General features: G+C 58.6%; 18 protein-coding genes and 1 riboswitch. Of the genes, 7 read left to right on the top strand and 11 right to left on the bottom strand.

What is annotated here, in order from left to right; genetic code table 11:
• Nucleotides 1-114 precede the first annotated feature (114 nt).
• The 3 genes from N5C09_RS03825 to N5C09_RS03835 are packed head-to-tail and all read left to right on the top strand — an operon-like array spanning nt 115 to nt 3073.
• Nucleotides 115-876 carry an endonuclease/exonuclease/phosphatase family protein gene (locus tag N5C09_RS03825; RefSeq protein WP_063866157.1) on the top strand — a complete coding sequence of 254 codons (762 nt, stop codon included), beginning with the start codon at nt 115-117 and terminating at the stop codon, nt 874-876.
• A complete protein-coding gene (gene clsB / locus N5C09_RS03830) occupies nt 873-2111 on the top strand; it encodes a cardiolipin synthase ClsB (RefSeq protein WP_063449296.1) in 1239 nt (412 codons plus the stop codon). The genes N5C09_RS03825 and clsB overlap by 4 nt, the downstream gene beginning before the upstream one ends.
• A complete protein-coding gene (locus N5C09_RS03835; protein ID WP_063866156.1) occupies nt 2111-3073 on the top strand; it encodes a YbhN family protein in 963 nt (320 codons plus the stop codon). Before clsB ends, N5C09_RS03835 begins: the two co-directional genes overlap by 1 nt.
• A 137-nt stretch (nt 3074-3210) precedes the next feature.
• Here the strand turns inward: N5C09_RS03835 and N5C09_RS03840 are convergent, their stop codons facing one another.
• The 6 genes from N5C09_RS03840 to moaA form a co-directional block, all read right to left on the bottom strand.
• Nucleotides 3211-3918, bottom strand: coding sequence for a Bax inhibitor-1/YccA family protein (locus N5C09_RS03840; RefSeq protein WP_063866155.1), 708 nt, complete (start codon nt 3916-3918; stop codon nt 3211-3213).
• Nucleotides 3919-3976: 58 nt separating this feature from the next.
• Nucleotides 3977-4429 (bottom strand): molybdopterin synthase catalytic subunit MoaE, encoded by a 453-nt coding sequence (moaE, locus tag N5C09_RS03845; RefSeq protein ID WP_107534963.1) that lies wholly within the window; start codon nt 4427-4429, stop codon nt 3977-3979.
• A 1-nt stretch (nt 4430) separates the two neighbouring features.
• Nucleotides 4431-4676 (bottom strand): molybdopterin synthase sulfur carrier subunit, encoded by a 246-nt coding sequence (moaD, locus tag N5C09_RS03850; RefSeq protein WP_063449300.1) that lies wholly within the window; start codon nt 4674-4676, stop codon nt 4431-4433.
• Complete coding sequence (gene moaC / locus N5C09_RS03855) at nt 4669-5154, bottom strand: cyclic pyranopterin monophosphate synthase MoaC (protein ID WP_063449301.1); 486 nt, start codon at nt 5152-5154, stop codon at nt 4669-4671. Before moaC ends, moaD begins: the two co-directional genes overlap by 8 nt.
• A 3-nt stretch (nt 5155-5157) precedes the next feature.
• Nucleotides 5158-5670 carry a molybdenum cofactor biosynthesis protein B gene (gene moaB / locus N5C09_RS03860; protein ID WP_063449302.1) on the bottom strand — a complete coding sequence of 171 codons (513 nt, stop codon included), beginning with the start codon at nt 5668-5670 and terminating at the stop codon, nt 5158-5160.
• A 24-nt stretch (nt 5671-5694) separates the two neighbouring features.
• Nucleotides 5695-6684, bottom strand: a complete 990-nt coding sequence (moaA, locus tag N5C09_RS03865) for a GTP 3',8-cyclase MoaA (RefSeq protein WP_063866152.1) — start codon at nt 6682-6684, stop codon at nt 5695-5697.
• A riboswitch (molybdenum cofactor riboswitch) is annotated at nt 6672-6805 on the bottom strand. It overlaps the preceding gene by 13 nt.
• Before the next feature lie 226 nt (nt 6806-7031).
• Between moaA and yvcK the strand changes: the two genes are divergently transcribed.
• On the top strand, nt 7032-7940 hold the full coding sequence (gene yvcK / locus N5C09_RS03870; RefSeq protein ID WP_279748488.1) for a uridine diphosphate-N-acetylglucosamine-binding protein YvcK: 909 nt from the start codon (nt 7032-7034) through the stop codon (nt 7938-7940).
• Between the two features lie 89 nt (nt 7941-8029).
• Here yvcK and uvrB read toward each other — a convergent pair whose 3' ends face one another.
• Nucleotides 8030-10045, bottom strand: coding sequence for an excinuclease ABC subunit UvrB (gene uvrB, locus N5C09_RS03875; RefSeq protein ID WP_279748489.1), 2016 nt, complete (start codon nt 10043-10045; stop codon nt 8030-8032).
• Nucleotides 10046-10793: 748 nt separating this feature from the next.
• Between uvrB and N5C09_RS03880 the strand changes: the two genes are divergently transcribed.
• Nucleotides 10794-11516 (top strand): ATP-binding cassette domain-containing protein, encoded by a 723-nt coding sequence (locus tag N5C09_RS03880; protein ID WP_279748490.1) that lies wholly within the window; start codon nt 10794-10796, stop codon nt 11514-11516.
• On the opposite strand, the gene bioD is transcribed toward N5C09_RS03880, so the two are convergent.
• The 4 genes from bioD to bioB are packed head-to-tail and all read right to left on the bottom strand — an operon-like array spanning nt 11479 to nt 15106.
• On the bottom strand, nt 11479-12180 hold the full coding sequence (gene bioD / locus N5C09_RS03885) for a dethiobiotin synthase (protein ID WP_279748491.1): 702 nt from the start codon (nt 12178-12180) through the stop codon (nt 11479-11481). The two genes, N5C09_RS03880 and bioD, sit on opposite strands and share 38 nt — an antisense overlap.
• A complete protein-coding gene (bioC, locus tag N5C09_RS03890) occupies nt 12173-12928 on the bottom strand; it encodes a malonyl-ACP O-methyltransferase BioC (protein WP_279748492.1) in 756 nt (251 codons plus the stop codon). Before bioC ends, bioD begins: the two co-directional genes overlap by 8 nt.
• Complete coding sequence (bioF, locus tag N5C09_RS03895) at nt 12912-14069, bottom strand: 8-amino-7-oxononanoate synthase (RefSeq protein ID WP_279748493.1); 1158 nt, start codon at nt 14067-14069, stop codon at nt 12912-12914. Before bioF ends, bioC begins: the two co-directional genes overlap by 17 nt.
• Complete coding sequence (gene bioB, locus N5C09_RS03900) at nt 14066-15106, bottom strand: biotin synthase BioB (protein WP_279748494.1); 1041 nt, start codon at nt 15104-15106, stop codon at nt 14066-14068. The genes bioF and bioB overlap by 4 nt, the downstream gene beginning before the upstream one ends.
• A 68-nt stretch (nt 15107-15174) precedes the next feature.
• Between bioB and bioA the strand changes: the two genes are divergently transcribed.
• Together bioA and N5C09_RS03910 are read left to right on the top strand one after the other, a co-directional pair.
• Nucleotides 15175-16482 carry an adenosylmethionine--8-amino-7-oxononanoate transaminase gene (bioA, locus tag N5C09_RS03905; RefSeq protein ID WP_279748495.1) on the top strand — a complete coding sequence of 436 codons (1308 nt, stop codon included), beginning with the start codon at nt 15175-15177 and terminating at the stop codon, nt 16480-16482.
• A 47-nt stretch (nt 16483-16529) separates the two neighbouring features.
• Nucleotides 16530-17006 (top strand): kinase inhibitor, encoded by a 477-nt coding sequence (locus N5C09_RS03910; RefSeq protein ID WP_131636209.1) that lies wholly within the window; start codon nt 16530-16532, stop codon nt 17004-17006.
• Nucleotides 17007-17012: the final 6 nt, after the last annotated feature.

Genomic DNA, 17012 nt, shown 5'->3' on the forward strand with positions numbered 1-17012 from the left:
TTTTCTCTGCTAGTTCAGACTACCGCACTTTACGGAAAATTCCGTAACGCCGCATCTTTTTGTGACGCCTACTACACTTTATTTTCATCGGGATAGTCACCCAGGAAGGTGTTTATGAGCAAAAAAACGCAGCATTTCTCACTCAAGGTGCTGACGATTAACATTCATAAGGGCTTCACAGCATTTAACCGCCGCTTCATTTTACCGGAGCTGCGCGACGCGGTACGCACCGTCAGCGCCGATATTGTCTGCCTTCAGGAGGTCATGGGCGCGCACGAGGTGCACCCGATGCATTTCGAAAACTGGCCCGACACGCCACACTACGAATTTCTGGCGGACACGATGTGGAGCGATTACGCCTACGGGCGCAATGCGGTCTACCCGGAGGGGCATCACGGCAACGCGGTGCTGTCGCGCTATCCGATTGAACATTATGAAAATCGCGACGTGTCGGTCGGCGAGAGCGAAAAGCGTGGGTTGCTTTACTGCCGCATCGCGCCGCCGGATCTCGATTTTCCTGTTCACGTGGGCTGCGTTCACCTAGGCCTGCGTGAAGCCCACCGTCAGGCCCAGCTTCAGATGCTGGCCGAGTGGACGAATGCGCTGCCCGAGGGCGAACCCGTGGTGGTGGCCGGTGATTTTAACGACTGGCGTCAGCGCGCCAACCATCCGCTGAAGGTCAATGCGGGGCTGGAGGAGATTTTTACACGCGCCCGCGGTCGGCCCGCGCGGACGTTTCCGGTGCGCTTCCCCCTGCTGCGCCTTGACCGCATCTACGTAAAAAATGCCCACGCCAGTAGCCCGACGGCGCTGGCCTTGCTCAACTGGCGACATCTCTCCGACCATGCCCCACTCAGCGCGGAGATCCACTTATGAAATGCACATGGCAGGAAGGTAACCGTATTACGCTGCTGGAAAATGGCGATAACTTTTATCCGGCGGTCTTTGAGGCGATCAGCCACGCACAGCAGAAAGTATTCCTGGAAACGTTCATCTGGTTTGAAGACGACGTGGGCAGGCAGTTGCACAGCGCGCTGCTGCATGCCGCCCGTCGCGGTATAAAAATTGAGGTTCTGCTCGACGGGTATGGTTCGCCGGATCTGAGCGATGAATTTGTTAACGAACTCACCGCCGCAGGGGTAGTGTTCCGCTATTACGATCCCGGCCCGCGTCTGTTCGGCATGCGCACCAACCTGTTCCGCCGAATGCACCGCAAAATTGTGGTGGTGGACGAAACGGTGGCCTTCGTGGGCGGCATCAACTACTCCGCCGAGCATATGTCGGATTACGGTCCTGAGGCCAAACAGGATTATGCGATCCGCATTGAGGGACCGGTGGTACAGGACATCCAGCTGTTCGTGCTGGAAAACTTACCCGGCAAAGAGGCCGCTCGCCGCTGGTGGCGACGCCGTCATCGCCCGGAAGAGAACCGCAAGCCCGGCGAGGCGCAGGCGCTGTTTGTCTGGCGGGACAACGAGGAGCACCGTGACGATATCGAGCGTCATTACCTGAAGATGCTGGCGAACGCCAAACGCGAGGTGATTATCGCCAACGCCTATTTCTTCCCCGGCTACCGGATTTTACACGCCATGCGCAACGCGGCCCGACGCGGCGTAAGCGTGAAGCTCATCGTCCAGGGCGAGCCCGATATGCCGATTGTGAAGGTGGGCGCGCGTCTGCTCTATCGCTATCTGGTTAAAAGCGGCGTACAGATCTATGAATATCGCCGCCGCCCGCTGCACGGCAAAGTGGCGGTGATGGATGACCACTGGGCGACCGTCGGCTCCAGTAACCTCGATCCGCTGAGCTTATCGCTCAACCTGGAAGCGAACCTGATTATCCACGATCGTCAGTTTAATCAGACCCTGCGCGATAACCTTCAGGGTCTGATCAATAAAGACTGCGTGCGGGTGGATGAGTCCATGGTGCCGAAACGCAGTTGGTGGAACGTGGGCATCGGCGTGGTGGTGTTCCACTTCCTGCGCCACTTCCCGGCCATGGTGGGCTGGCTACCGGCGCATACGCCGAAACTGGCGCTGGTGGATCCGCCCGTGCAACCCGAAATGGAAACCCAGGACCGCGTAGAGGCGGAAGATGGAGGGAAAACCTGATGTCGAAATCTCATCCTCGCTGGCGGCTGGCGAAAAAAATCCTGACGTGGCTGTTCTTCATCGCCGTCGCGGTACTGCTGGTGGTGTACGCGCAAAAGGTAGACTGGGAAGAGGTGTGGAAAGTTATCCGCAACTACAACCGGACGGTGCTGCTGGGCGCCATTGGGCTGGTGATAGTAAGTTACCTGATGTACGGCTGCTATGACCTGTTAGGGCGCGCCTACTGCGGGCACAAGCTGGCAAAGCGGCAGGTCATGCTGGTGTCGTTCATCTGCTACGCCTTTAACCTGACGCTGAGCACCTGGGTGGGCGGGATTGGCATGCGCTATCGCCTGTACTCCCGCCTTGGATTGCCGGGCGGCACCATCACGCGCATTTTCTCGCTGAGTATTACCACCAACTGGCTGGGGTATATTCTGCTGGGCGGGGTGATTTTCACCATTGGCGTGGTACAGCTGCCTGCGCACTGGTACATCGATGAAGCGACGCTGCGCATTCTTGGCATCGTGCTGCTGTTGATTATCGCGGCCTACGTGTGGGCCTGCGCCTTTGCCAAACGTCGCCATATGACCATTAAAGGGCAGAAGCTGGTGCTGCCTTCATGGAAGTTTGCCGTCCTGCAAATGGTGGTATCCAGCGCCAACTGGATGGCGATGGGGGCCATTATCTGGCTGCTGATTGGGGAAGATGTGAATTACTTCTTCGTGCTGGGCGTGCTGCTGGTAAGCAGTATTGCTGGCGTGATTGTGCACATTCCGGCGGGGATTGGCGTACTGGAAGCGGTGTTTATCGCGCTGCTTGCGGGTGAGCATGTCTCTCAGGGAACGATTATCGCCGCCCTGCTCGCGTACCGCATGATCTACTATTTCCTGCCGCTGGCGCTGGCAACGGTCTGTTATCTGGTGCTGGAGAGTCGGGCGAAGAAGTTGCGCGCGAAGAATGAGAGGATGTTAGCGAAGTGAATAAGTCGGGTGGCGGCTTCGCCTTACCCGACCTACGGTTCGCCTTTCGTAAGTCGGGTGGCGGCTTCGCCTTACCCGACCTACGGTTCGCCTTTCGTAAGCCGGGTAAGGCGAAACCGCCACCCGGCAAAACAATCCTAGCGACGGTTGCCGAAAATACGCAGCAGCATCAGGAACAGGTTGATGAAGTCCAGATAAAGCGTCAGCGCGCCCAGAATGGCGTGTTTGCGCAGGTTTGAACTGTCGCGAACATCAATTTGTTCACCAATGTTTTTCAGCTTCTGGGTGTCGTAGGCGGTTAAGCCAACGAAGATCACCACCCCGATATAGGTCACCGCCCACATCAGCGCTTCACTCTTCAGCCACAGGTTCACCAGCGACGCCAGCACAATCCCGATCAGCCCCATGAACAGCATGCTGCCGAAACCGCTCAGGTCGCGTTTCGTGGTGTAGCCGTACAGGCTCATCACGCCAAACATCCCGCCGGTTACCACAAACGTGCTGGCAATGGAGGAGTAGGTGTAGACGATGAAAATACTGGAGAGCGTCAGCCCGGTCAGCGCTGAATAGAGCATAAACAGCGTAGTCGCCATGCCCGCGCTGAGCTTGTGTACCAGCCCGGAGAGAACGAACACCAGCGCCAGCTGCGCAATGATCAGCCCAAAGAAGGTGATTTTGCTGGAGAAGACGAACATCATCAGTTCAGGCGTGTTTGCCGCATACCACGCGATAAACGCGGTAAGCAGCAAGCCGACCGTCATCCAGCCATACACCTGAGCCATGTAGGTTTGCAGCCCGCTACGGGTCTGCTGTACTATCGAATCGGAACGCGGAAATCGGTCCATGATTCACTCCTGATTAAGTAAAGACACACGTTAAGACTAACACATCCTCATAAACCTGTTACCAGCGGCTGGCAGCCTGTTTGTCGCTGTCCCGCGATTCCACCCAGCGCTCGCCTTCCGGCGTCGCTTCACGCTTCCAGAACGGCGCTTTGGTTTTGAGGTAATCCATGATGAACTCCCCCGCCGCAAAGGCGCTTGTGCGGTGTGCGCTGGTGACGCCGACAAACACAATCTCTTCACCGGGCCACATTTCGCCGATGCGATGGATAACCGTCACGCGCCCCAGCGGCCAGCGGCCTCGCGCCTCTTCGACAATGGCCGCCAGCGATTTTTCGGTCATCCCCGGATAGTGCTCCAGCGTCAGCGCTTTTACGCTGTCGCCGAGATTATGATTGCGCACTTTCCCGGTAAACGTCACGACCGCGCCGTCTTCATCGCGCTCTGCCAGCCAGCTGTATTCGGTACCGACGCTAAAGCGTTCAGGGCCGACCAGAATTCGGGTGTCCGTCATCTTAACCCCCTGTGACCGGCGGGAAGAACGCCACTTCATCGCCGTCAGCCAGCGGGTGCGTAAATTCAACCAGCGTCTGATTCACGGCGGCCAGCAGCTTGCCTTCATCCAGCGCCAGCGCCCAGCGGTCGCCCTGCGCCGCCAGGTGCGCACGCAGGGCGGCGACGTCTGCAAAAGCGCCGTCCAGCGTCAGGCTGTCGGTATTGACCAGCTCACGGACCTGGGCAAAAAAGAGCACCTTAATCATGGTTTTCCACCTTAAAATCACCGGATTTGCCGCCGCTTTTTGCCAGCAGACGCACCGGGCCAATCACCATATCTTTCTGTACCGCTTTACACATGTCGTAGATGGTCAGCGCCGCCACGGAGGCTGCCGTCAACGCCTCCATCTCCACGCCGGTTTTCCCGGTTAAGCGGCACAGAGACTCGATGCGCACGCGGTGATGCTCCGGCTGCGCCTGCAAATTCACTTCCACCTTGCTGAGCATCAGCGGATGACAGAGCGGGATGAGGTCCCAGGTACGCTTCGCGGCCTGAATACCGGCGATGCGGGCGGTCGCAAACACATCACCCTTGTGATGGCTGCCGTCGATAATCATCGCCAGCGTCTCCGGCAGCATGGTAACGAACGCTTCAGCACGCGCCTCGCGCACCGTTTCGGCCTTGGCGGAGACATCCACCATATGCGCTTCGCCAGCGGCGTTAATATGGGTCAGTTGTGACATAGCTTATTTCTTTAAATGAGGATGGAAATTACACGGACGGGTGCGGGCATCCAGCTGCGGGGCAATAATATTTTCCCACGCGGTGCGGCAGGCTTTGGTCGAGCCCGGCATGGCGAAAATCAGCGTATTGTTCGCCATCCCCGCTACGGCACGGGACTGGAGCGTGGAGGTGCCAATCTCTTCAAACGAGAGCATGCGGAACACTTCGCCGAAGCCTTCCACTTCGCGATCGAACAGCGGAAGCAGCGCTTCTGGCGCCTGGTCGCCTGCGGTAAAGCCGGTGCCGCCGGTGATCAGCACCACCTGGACGTCGTCACTCGCAATCCACTGCGAAACCTGCGCGCGAATGGCGTAACGGTTCTCTTTGACGATCGCTTTATCAACAATCTGGTGTCCGGCTTCGTGTGCCGCCTCGCGCAGCCAGTGGCCGGAGGTATCATCCTCTTCACCACGACGATCGGAAACGGTAAGAATAGCAATGCGTGTCGGGATAAATTCCGCGCTTACCTGACTCATCTTCTGGTTCCTTCTAAAGCATGATTACCCGCCGATATAGGACAGGTTCTGAGTAATGCCGGTGTTGCCCTGATGCAGGAAATGGGTCTGCTTTTTGTGCGTCAGCGCCTCGGAAATGCGTGCTTCAAGTGCGCCCTGCTGGGCATCGTCTTCCAGCAAATCGCGCAGTTCTACGCCACCATCCCCGAACAGGCAGAGGTGCAGCTTGCCAACGGAGGAGACGCGCAGGCGGTTGCAGCTGGCACAGAAGTCTTTCTCATAGGGCATGATCAGGCCGATTTCGCCTTCGTAGTCCGGGTGACAAAAGACCTGCGCCGGGCCATCGCTGCGCTGGCGGATCTGGTGGATCCAGCCGCGTTTCAGCAGTTCGTCGCGCAGCACCATGCCGGAGATGTGATGCCGACGGAACAGATCGCTGCCCTCACCGGTCTCCATCAGCTCAATAAAACGCAGTTGAATGCGGCGTGGTTTGATCCACGCCAGGAAGGTGTCCAGCTGATGATGGTTCACGTCACGCATCAACACGGTATTGACTTTGACCTTATCGAAACCGGCGGTGAACGCGGCATCGATGCCGTCCATCACCTGGCGGAACTTGTCCTGGCCGGTAATCGCGTGGAACTGACGGGCGTCAAGGCTATCAACGCTGACGTTAATCGCCGTCAGACCCGCATCGCGCCAGTTCGCTACGTCACGCGCCATGCGGTAACCGTTGGTGGTCACCGCAATCTGGCGGATACGTTCGTTTTCACGCACGGCGGCGATGATGTCGGGGAAATCACGACGCAGGGAAGGCTCTCCCCCGGTCAGACGCACTTTTTCCGTGCCGAGTTCCGAGAACGCACGCGTGACGCGGCGTACTTCATCCACGGAGAGAAAGCCGTTGTTGGTGACGCTGCCGGGCTTGTAGCCATCGGGCAGGCAGTAGGTGCAACGGAAGTTGCACACGTCGGTAATCGACAAACGTAAGTAGAAAAACTTACGCGCGAAAGCATCAGTAAGTTGTGAAGCCATGTACACCTTTCCAGATCGGGAGGCACAGTCATTTCTTTCTGTACCCTGGTGGCAAATCCGCCACGGCCAGGGCGCCATATCTCTCGACACAGGCGCCAGGGCTAGAGTGTATGTTTTCAGTTTTGAAAACGTGGTTATGGCGATAGTAGCGTGGAAATCGCCACTTCGCCATTGTCGCTTTTCGCTATATAATCTTATACATAACGGTGATATCGTGCATTTTCCCTACAGAATACGCAAAAACCGCGCTTTCGCATTGATATACGTCATTATGGATTGTGAGAGGCATCGTCTTTTAGGAGTAGTTGCGTTACTGTGACGCAAGCTAAACAGGATAAGGAATGGGTATGCGCAATCGCACTTTTGCGGATCTGGACCGCGTGGTCGCTCTTGGCGGGGGTCACGGTCTGGGACGGGTCATGTCGTCGTTATCGTCACTGGGCTCACGCCTGACGGGCATTGTGACAACAACGGATAACGGCGGCTCGACCGGGCGGATCCGACGTGCTGAAGGCGGGATCGCCTGGGGTGACATGCGCAACTGCCTTAACCAGCTCATAACGGAGCCCAGCGTGGCTTCAGCGATGTTTGAGTACCGTTTTGGCGGTAATGGCGAACTTTCCGGCCATAACCTTGGAAACCTGATGTTAAAGGCGCTGGATCACCTGAGCGTGCGCCCTCTGGAAGCGATTAATTTAATTCGTAACCTGCTTAAGGTGGATGCGTTTCTGATCCCGATGTCCGAACAGCCGGTAGATTTGATGGCGATCGATGCCGACGATCACGAAGTGTATGGTGAAGTGAATATCGACCAGCTTCACCTGCCGCCAAAAGAGCTGATGACCTACCCCAGCGTACCCGCGACGCGGGAAGCGGTTGAAGCGATTGGCGAGGCCGATCTGATCCTGATTGGGCCGGGGAGTTTTTACACCAGCCTGATGCCGCTCCTGCTGGTCAAAGAGCTGGCGCAGGCGCTGCGCAGAACGCCTGCACCCATGGTCTATATCGGTAATTTAGGCCGCGAACTTAGCCCGGCGGCGGCAAGCCTGTCGCTGGCGGACAAGCTGAACCTGATGGAACAGTACGTCGGTAAGAAAATTATCGACGGGGTCGTGGTTGGGCCGAAAGTGGATGTGTCAGGGATTGGCGATCGCGTGGTGGTACAGGAGCCGCTGGAAGCCAGCGATATTAAATATCGTCACGACCGCCACCTGCTGCGCGAGGCGCTGGAGAAAGCGATTCAGGAATTGGGTTAACAAAAACCCCGGTGGCGCTGCGCTTACCGGGGCTACAAAAGACGCGAAACCTGTAGGCCCGGTAAGCGCAGCGCCACCGGGCAAAAAACTCACGATGCCGCGATAAACAGATCCCGCAGCTGATGCAGCTGATCGCGGATTTGCGCAGCCTCTTCGAACTCCAGGTTCTGCGCGTGCTGCATCATCTGCCCTTCCAGCTCGTGGATCTTCTGCTGCAACGCTTTCGGCGTCAGCGCAACGGTATCCTCTTCCACCACTGTACGGGCCTTGCCGCGGCCTTTCGCTTTGGTCTTCGCTATGTTCTGACCCAGCGCCAGGATATCCACCACCTTCTTGTTCAGCCCTTGCGGCGTGATGCCGTGCTCTTCGTTGTAGCGCTGCTGTTTCTCGCGACGGCGCTCCGTTTCGCCAATGGCTTTGGCCATCGACGGGGTAATTTTATCCCCGTACAGAATCGCCTTCCCGTTGACGTTACGCGCGGCGCGGCCAATGGTCTGAATCAGCGAGCGCTCAGAACGCAGGAAGCCCTCTTTGTCCGCGTCCAGAATCGCCACCAGCGACACTTCCGGCATATCCAGACCTTCTCGCAGCAGGTTGATACCCACCAGCACGTCGAACTCGCCCAGGCGCAGGTCGCGGATGATCTCCATACGCTCCACGGTATCGATATCCGAGTGCAGATACCGCACCTTCTCGCCGTGTTCTTCCAGATACTCCGTCAAATCTTCCGCCATACGTTTGGTGAGCGTGGTCACCAGCACGCGCTCGTTGATGGCGGAACGGGCACGGATTTCCGAGAGCAGATCGTCCACCTGCGTCGCCACGGGCCGCACCTCGATAATCGGATCCAGCAGCCCGGTCGGACGCACCACCTGGTCCACCACGTCATCACCGGATTTTTCCAGTTCGTAGTTGCCCGGCGTTGCCGATACGTAGATGGTCTGCGGGGCGAGCGCCTCAAATTCTTCAAACTTCATCGGACGGTTGTCCAGCGCCGACGGCAGACGGAACCCGTACTCCACGAGCGTCTCTTTACGCGCCCGGTCACCACGATACATCCCGCCGATCTGTGGGATCGTAACGTGAGATTCGTCGATCACCAGCAGGCCGTCCGCCGGAAGGTAGTCAAACAGCGTCGGCGGCGCTTCGCCTGGCCCGCGCCCGGAGAGGTAGCGCGAGTAGTTTTCAATGCCGGAGCAGTAGCCCAGCTCGTTCATCATCTCCAGATCGAACTGGGTACGCTGGCTCAGGCGCTGCTCTTCCAGCAGCTTGTTGTTCGCCAGCAGCACCTTGCGGCGGTCCGCCAGCTCGCCTTTGATCTCCTCCATCGCCTGCACGATACGCTCGCGTGGCGTCACGTAGTGCGTTTTGGGGTAGATGGTGAAGCGCTGGATCACCGACTCGACGTGACCGGTTAGCGGGTCGAACAGCGACAGGCGTTCAACCTCTTCGTCGAACAGCTCAACGCGCAGCGCCATGTCGTCCGATTCCGCCGGGAAGATATCAATCACCTCACCGCGCACGCGGAAGGTCCCGCGCTGGAACGCCTGATCGTTACGAGTGTACTGCAACTCCGCCAGACGGCGCAAAATCGCCCGCTGATCGATAATCATCCCCTGCGTCAGGTGCAGCATCATCTTGAGATAGAGATCCGGATCGCCCAGGCCGTAAATCGCCGACACCGAGGCCACCACCACCACATCGCGACGCTCAAGCAGCGCCTTGGTCGCAGACAAACGCATCTGCTCGATATGTTCGTTCACCGAGGCATCTTTCTCGATAAACGTGTCAGAGCTGGGAACGTAGGCTTCCGGCTGGTAGTAGTCGTAGTAAGAGACGAAATATTCCACCGCGTTCTCCGGGAAGAACTCTTTCATCTCACCATACAGCTGCGCCGCCAGCGTTTTGTTCGGCGCGAGGACCATCGTCGGACGCTGGAGATCGGCAATGACGTTGGCAATGGTGAAGGTTTTACCCGAACCGGTTACCCCCAGCAGGGTCTGGTGCGCCAGCCCGTCTTCCAGCCCCTCTTCCAGGCGACGAATGGCCTCGGGCTGATCCCCGGAAGGACGGAAAGCAGAATTCAGTTTGAACGGTTTACTCATTGGCGACGACCTGATGACAGAATAAGCGGCAGGTGAGTAATTTTACTCGTTGTGGCCAGGATTGCCAGTAAAAAACACTGGATGAAAAACCAGTAGCGTGTCAGGATATTTAGCGTAGCACGGAGAGGATTAGTGCCTTCGCGAGCCAAATTTCGACTGTGACCCTATAAAACACCAGCCTCAGGGGGTTATCCCCAGAACTATTACTTTTTTAACATTTGTCAAGGGCAGTTATGAAAGTTTTATGGCAACAGGTCTCGCCAGGATTGAGGGAATTGCTTTTATCTAATTCGTTAAAAAATATAGACTATTTCCTAAAGCCGCGTTTCGCATCAATTTGGGCGTAACCCGCGTATTCTCTCGCTTATCGCGTGTTTTCTAACTCTAATGCACAAGGTTATCCACAGGAATAGTGGATAACTGCCTCCAGCCCGTACAGCATGCACTCCCGCAAATTCCCGGTTTTTCCCACGAAGCGGCAATAAAATATTTTTATCACTCTTTTTTGCCTGGAAAACGTTCATTTTTTCATAAGCACCTGGCGAGATCTTAATCACATTTCCGTCATTTTCACTGCACCACAACCCGACAAGCACGGCACCGGAAGCGTGCATTTCGAACAAACGTTGCGCTTTTAGCAGTGAGTTATTCCTAAAAATGGCCTTTTTTTAATCATTATGAAGTTCCTGGCAGGTGTTTTGCAGATATCAATCTGAGCATCACCCCACACATTTTTAAGGAGAGAAAGATGTTGAGTCTGCGTGCTGTAAATCAGTTTTACGGAAGCCAACATACGCTATGGAACGTGAATATCGATTTCCCGCAAGGCATCTGTACAGGCATCGTTGGCCTGCCGGGTATGGGTAAGTCCACGCTCATGAACTGCATTACCGGGAAAGTGCCCGTCGAGAGCGGCACCATCATCTGGCACGAGGCCGGTGCACCGCCGCAAAATTTGCTCAGCCCTGGCTCAGAATTTCCGGCGACGCCAACGATAGGCTACGTCCCGCAGGACCGGCGGATATTTTCCCAACTGACCGTCGATGAAAATTTGCATATCGCCATGCGGGCGACGGGGAAACCCGATCCGGCATTAAAAAATGAGGTATACGCCCTGTTTCCGGAGCTTTATACGCTGCGACAGATCCGGGCCTCTACGCTGTCCCCTGACGACCAGTATCAGCTCGCCCTCGCCAGCGCGCTGGTTAATCGCCCGCGCGTGCTGATCCTGGACGAGCCTATGCATGGAACAGGACAACGTTTTGCCCGCAGGCTCGGGCAACTGCTGGTGCGGCTAAATCGGGAGCTGGGCATGACGGTGCTGTTAGCGGAGCAACAGCTGTCGTTCATCCGCCGGGTCGCGGATCGTTTCTGCATGCTTTATCGCGGGCGTAACGTGGCGCAGGGCCACGTTAACGAGCTGGATGACGATCTTATTGCCCACTGGATGGCGCGGGACATAAGGCGCTGAGATCAAGATAGCGCCCGGTTTCCGCCTGCTCTGCGCCGACGGCAAGCCACGGGATCTCCCCGAGGAACGGCGCAGGCAGCATTCGCTTCAGCGTCGCCAGATACTCAGCATGACGTTTACCCGGCGCAACCACGTCGTTGGCAATCCACCCAGCCAGACGCAACCCGGCCTGCTGCACCGCCTGCGCGGTCAGCATGGCGTGGTTGATGCAGCCAAGCTTCACGCCCACCACCAGAATGACCGGAAGCTGTTCGGCCTGCACCCAGTCAGCAAACGTCTGCTCGTCAGTCAGCGGGGTGAACCAGCCACCGGCCCCTTCCACCAGCACCCAGTTGGCCTGCATTTCCAGAGCGCGTAACCCGGAAGAGAGAACCGAAAAATCAATCGGCCGATCTTCATCAGCGCTGACGATGTGCGGCGAGGTGGGTTCAGCAAAGGTATAGGGGTTTACCGCAGAATAGGCCAGCGCAAGGCTGCTGTTACGCTGTAGCGCCAGCGCATCGGTATTGCGTAAGCCTTCCGGCGTCATCTCGCTGCCAGAGGCCACGGGCTTGTACCCCGCCGTCGTTTTCCCCAGCAGACGCGCCGCCTGCAACAGCGCGGCGCTGGCAACGGTTTTACCGACCTCGGTGTCCGTGCCGGTAACAAAATAACGTTCAGTCACGTTCAATAATCCCATGAAAAAGATGATAAGAGAGCGGGAACTGGCCCCGTTCCTGCGGCCACGCCAGCTCCAGACGCTGGAGCTGGCCGCGGGTAAGGGGTTTCTTCTCCCGCCCGGCGTGCAGGTGCGTAGCGCCTATGCCCTTAAGAGAGCGCATGGCGCTTAACGCATCGCTAAATTCGAGGGTGACGGTCTGGACCACGCTGCGATAGCGCCAGCCGGCCAGCGCCTGAATGACCTGCTCGTGAGCGAGAAACCGGTTGGCGTGCGGCTGCTCGTCCACCGCCTTCCACGCCTGATTCAGCTCCGGCAACGAACTTTCCAGCAGGGTGGTAAAGGCCACCGTTCCGCCGGGACGCGCCATGCGGTAAAGCTCGCGTAGTGCCTGCGGCAGGCTGGCGCACCACTGCACCGCCAGATGGCTCCAGACGAGGTCAAACTGGGCATCCTCCAGCGGAATGGCCTCGATGTCGGCCACCAGATAGCGGTCTGCTGACTGCTGCTGGCGGGCTTCATCCAGCATCTGCGCGGATAAATCCAGCGCCGTCACGTGGCCGCCCGCTGCGCGCCAGTAGCGGCTATTGCCTCCTGGCCCGCAGCCGGCGTCCAGCACCTGCGCAAACCGTCTCTCACCGAGCGCGGCCAGCAGCCCGCGCGCGCTCAGGCGTTGAAGTTCATCGTGCCGGGAATAGCTTTGCGCTGCCCGGCCAAACGCGGCGGCAACGGCCTGTTTATTGACAGGAGACATGCAGAGCCTCCAGAAGCGTATCGATATCCTGCGGCTCGTGCGCTGCCGTGAGCGTCAGACGCAAACGCGCTGTACCCGGCGGCACGGTGGGCGGACGGATCGCCGTTACCCACTGCCCGCGTTCTCGCAGCATCTGTGCCAGCGCCAGCGCGCGCGGGTTTTCACCCACCATTACGGGCTGAATGGCGCTGCGGGAGTCGGTTAGCCGGAAAGAGAGCTCGCTGACTCCCCGACAAAAACGCTGAATATGTTCAGCCAGGCGCGCGCGGCGTTCAGCGCCATCCTCGCCGCGGATCACGTCCAGCGAGGCAGACAGCGCCACGGCCTGCGCCGGGGGCATGCTGGTGCTGTAGATCAGGTGTCGGGCGAACTGCATCAGGTAGTCGGCCACCGGCTCGCTGCATAACACCGCGGCGCCGCTGACGCCAAAGCCTTTTCCAAAGGTGACCACCAGCAGTTCCGGCCTGACGCCCTGCTGATAAGCGCTTCCGCGTCCCTCCTCGCCGATAACGCCAATGCCGTGGGCATCGTCAACCAGCAGCCAGGCGTTCTGCTGCTTTGCGGCGTCGTGCAGCGCGGCAAGGGGCGCGCTGTCGCCATCCATGCTGAAGATCCCTTCCGTTACCGCCAGCTGAAGTCCTGTGCAGGGTTTCCCCAGAAGGACGTTCAGCTGAGCGGCATCGTTATGGGCAAAACGCCGCAGCTGTGCCGGGCTGAGGTGTGCCGCTTCAAGCAGGGAGGCATGGCTCAGGCGGTCCGCGACAATGCGGTCGTCTTTGCCCATCAGGGCGGCAATGACCGCCTGATTCGCGGCAAAACCGGAGATAAACAGCAGCGCTCGCGGGTAACCCAGCCAGTCGGCCAGCGCCTCCTCCAGCGCCTGATGCGCCGTGGTGTAGCCGCTGACGTGCCCGGAGCCACCGCTGCCCACGCCGTATCGTTCCGCGCCCTGCTGCCAGGCGCGAACGATCTGCGGGTGCTGGCTCAGGCCAAGATAATCATTGCTGGAGAAATTACAGAACCGCCGGCCTTCCCGGGTGAGAAAACGGCCTGCGCCGTTTTCCACTACCCCGCGTACCCGAAACGCATCCGCTGCCCGACGCTCGTCGAGCGCGGAATTGATACGTGCCTGCCAGGTCATACGGCTGCCGCGTTGTAGAACTGGTCGGTGTCGGCGTTGAAAATCTGCTGCTCCAGCTCCTGCTGTTGCTCATTATCCCCCGACAGCACCTCTGTCTGGTGCGGGTTCAGCCCCAGCTTGCGGAACAGCTGGACGTCTTTGTCCTCTTCCGGGTTCGGCGTGGTCAGGAGCTTGCAGCCGTAGAAAATAGAGTTGGCCCCGGCCATAAAGCACATCGCCTGGGTCTGCTCGCTCATCTGCTCGCGACCGGCAGAGAGGCGCACGTAGGAGGTCGGCATCATGATGCGCGCCACCGCGATGGTACGGATAAAATCGAAGGCATCCACGTCCTCGTTATCCGCCAGCGGCGTGCCTTTTACCTTCACCAGCATGTTGATGGGCACGCTTTCCGGCGGGGTCGGCAGGTTCGCCAGCTGTAACAGCAGGCCGGCACGATCTTTTACCGTCTCGCCCAGCCCCACGATACCGCCGGAACAGACCTTGATCCCCGCATCGCGCACTTTATCCAGCGTGTCCAGACGCTCCTGATAGGTGCGCGTGGTGATGATATTGCCGTAAAATTCCGGCGAGGTATCAAGGTTGTGGTTGTAGTAATCCAGCCCCGCCGCCGAGAGGCGCTGCGCCTGCTCCTCGTTCAGCGTGCCGAGGGTCATGCAGGCCTCAAGCCCCATCTCCTTCACGCCCTTCACCATCTGCTCCAGATAGGGCATGTCGCGGTCATGTGGATTCTTCCACGCGGCGCCCATGCAGAAGCGGGTCGAGCCGGCGTTTTTGGCCTTACGCGCGGAGTCGAGTACCTGCTCGACTTCCATCAGGCGTTCGGATTCGAGACCGGTTTTGTAGCGCGCGCTTTGCGGGCAATATTTGCAGTCTTCCGGGCAGGCCCCGGTTTTGATCGACAGCAGCGTGCTGACCTGCACATGGCGAGGATCGAAGTGCTGGCGGTGCACCTGTTGCGCTTCAAACATCAGCTCCAGGAAAGGTTTATTGAATAATTCAGTGACTTGCGACATCGTCCAGCGTGCGTGGTGAGCCATCGGGCTTCTCCAAAGGGTTTTGTTAATTGTCGGTTCGGTTTATACTTGTAAACCTAAAACTTTTCAAAATGGTTTACAAGTCGATTATGACCCAGGACGATCTCGCCTTCGACAAGCAGCATATCTGGCACCCTTACACCTCCACGACCCGCCCCCTTCCCGTCTATCCGGTGGCCTCAGCCCACGGCTGCGAGCTGCATCTCGCCAGCGGCGAGCGGTTGGTTGACGGAATGTCCTCCTGGTGGGCGGCGATCCATGGCTACAACCACCCGCGGCTGAACGCGGCGATGAAGGCGCAGATTGACCGGATGTCACACGTGATGTTTGGCGGGATCACCCATCAGCCTGCGGTCGATCTGTGTCGCCGCCTGGTCGCAATGACCCCCGACGCGCTGGAGTGCGTGTTCCTTGCCGATTCCGGCTCGGTTGCCGTGGAGGTGGCGATGAAAATGGCGTTGCAGTACTGGCATGCGAAGGGCGAAACGCGCCAGCGGTTTCTCACCTTCCGCAACGGCTATCACGGCGACACCTTCGGGGCGATGTCGGTGTGCGATCCGGACAACTCCATGCACAGCCTGTGGAAAGGCTATCTGCCGGAAAACCTGTTTGCCCCGGCTCCGCAAAGCCGCTTTGACGGCGAATGGGACGAGAGGGACATGGTGGGCTTCGCGCGGCTGATGGCGGCCCATCGCCATGAAATTGCCGCCGTTATTCTCGAACCGATTGTGCAGGGCGCGGGCGGAATGCGGATGTACCACCCCGAGTGGCTGAAGCGCATTCGCAAGATGTGCGACCGCGAAGGTGTTCTGCTGATTGCCGATGAGATTGCCACCGGCTTTGGCCGCACCGGGAAGCTTTTCGCCTGCGAACATGCGGGGATCGCACCGGATATTTTGTGCCTGGGTAAAGCGTTGACCGGCGGCACCATGACGCTCTCCGCCACGCTCACCACCCGGCATGTTGCCGACACCATCAGCGACGGCGACGCGGGCTGCTTTATGCACGGCCCGACGTTTATGGGCAACCCGCTGGCCTGCGCCGTGGCAAGCGAAAGCCTCACCATTCTGGAAAGCGGCGAGTGGCAGGCGCAGGTGGCGGCGATTGAGGCGCAGCTGAATCAGCAGCTGAGCGCGGCGGCGGAAGCGGAATACGTTGCGGACGTCCGCGTGCTGGGCGCCATCGGCGTGATCGAGACAACGCATCCGGTAAACATGGCCGCATTGCAGCGCTTCTTCGTTGACCAGGGCGTGTGGGTGCGGCCCTTCGGCAAGCTGATTTACCTCATGCCGCCGTACACCATTTCTCCGGAGCAGTTACGCAAGCTGACCGACGCAGTGGTCAAAGCCGTTCACATGCCAGCGCATTTCACGATTTAGCCCCATGCGTTACACTTTCTGAATGAGTCAGTAACGAGGGAAATCGGATGAAAATCATCAGTAAAGATTTGCGCGACGGTGAAAAGCTGCCGGAACGTCACGTGTTTAACGGGATGGGCTATCAGGGGGATAACATCTCTCCCCATCTGGCGTGGGACGACGTGCCGCCGGGAACCAAAAGCTTTGTGGTGACCTGCTACGATCCGGACGCCCCGACCGGCTCCGGCTGGTGGCACTGGGTGGTGGCAAACCTGCCTGCGGATACGCGCGTGCTGCCGCAGGGGTCGGGCTCCGACCTGGTCGCCCTGCCGAACGGCGCCATACAGACGCGCACGGACTTTGGTAAAGCGGGCTACGGCGGCGCGGCGCCGCCAAAAGGGGAAACCCACCGCTATATCTTCACGGTGCACGCGCTGGACGTGGACAAGATTGAGGTCGACGAAGAGGCAAGCGGCGCGATGGTCGGTTTCAACGTCCATTTCCATACGCTGGGCAGCGCGTCGATCACGGCGATGTATTCGTAAAAAAAG

The sequence above is a fragment of the Enterobacter sp. GD03975 genome (assembly GCF_029838645.1).
In the GTDB taxonomy this organism is placed as follows: Bacteria; Pseudomonadota; Gammaproteobacteria; order Enterobacterales; family Enterobacteriaceae; genus Enterobacter; species Enterobacter quasihormaechei.

Excerpts from the sequence above, each read along its gene's own strand:
- N5C09_RS03825 (WP_063866157.1), top strand. The coding sequence starts at position 115 with ATGAGCAAAAAAACGCAGCATTTCTCACTCAAGGTGCTGACGATTAAC.
- clsB (WP_063449296.1), top strand. The coding sequence starts at position 873 with ATGAAATGCACATGGCAGGAAGGTAACCGTATTACGCTGCTGGAAAAT.
- N5C09_RS03835 (WP_063866156.1), top strand. The coding sequence starts at position 2,111 with ATGTCGAAATCTCATCCTCGCTGGCGGCTGGCGAAAAAAATCCTGACG.
- N5C09_RS03840 (WP_063866155.1), bottom strand. The coding sequence starts at position 3,918 with ATGGACCGATTTCCGCGTTCCGATTCGATAGTACAGCAGACCCGTAGC.
- moaE (WP_107534963.1), bottom strand. The coding sequence starts at position 4,429 with ATGACGGACACCCGAATTCTGGTCGGCCCTGAACGCTTTAGCGTCGGT.
- moaD (WP_063449300.1), bottom strand. The coding sequence starts at position 4,676 with ATGATTAAGGTGCTCTTTTTTGCCCAGGTCCGTGAGCTGGTCAATACC.
- moaC (WP_063449301.1), bottom strand. The coding sequence starts at position 5,154 with ATGTCACAACTGACCCATATTAACGCCGCTGGCGAAGCGCATATGGTG.
- moaB (WP_063449302.1), bottom strand. The coding sequence starts at position 5,670 with ATGAGTCAGGTAAGCGCGGAATTTATCCCGACACGCATTGCTATTCTT.
- moaA (WP_063866152.1), bottom strand. The coding sequence starts at position 6,684 with ATGGCTTCACAACTTACTGATGCTTTCGCGCGTAAGTTTTTCTACTTA.
- yvcK (WP_279748488.1), top strand. The coding sequence starts at position 7,032 with ATGCGCAATCGCACTTTTGCGGATCTGGACCGCGTGGTCGCTCTTGGC.
- uvrB (WP_279748489.1), bottom strand. The coding sequence starts at position 10,045 with ATGAGTAAACCGTTCAAACTGAATTCTGCTTTCCGTCCTTCCGGGGAT.
- N5C09_RS03880 (WP_279748490.1), top strand. The coding sequence starts at position 10,794 with ATGTTGAGTCTGCGTGCTGTAAATCAGTTTTACGGAAGCCAACATACG.
- bioC (WP_279748492.1), bottom strand. The coding sequence starts at position 12,928 with ATGTCTCCTGTCAATAAACAGGCCGTTGCCGCCGCGTTTGGCCGGGCA.
- bioF (WP_279748493.1), bottom strand. The coding sequence starts at position 14,069 with ATGACCTGGCAGGCACGTATCAATTCCGCGCTCGACGAGCGTCGGGCA.
- bioB (WP_279748494.1), bottom strand. The coding sequence starts at position 15,106 with ATGGCTCACCACGCACGCTGGACGATGTCGCAAGTCACTGAATTATTC.
- bioA (WP_279748495.1), top strand. The coding sequence starts at position 15,175 with ATGGTTTACAAGTCGATTATGACCCAGGACGATCTCGCCTTCGACAAG.
- N5C09_RS03910 (WP_131636209.1), top strand. The coding sequence starts at position 16,530 with ATGAAAATCATCAGTAAAGATTTGCGCGACGGTGAAAAGCTGCCGGAA.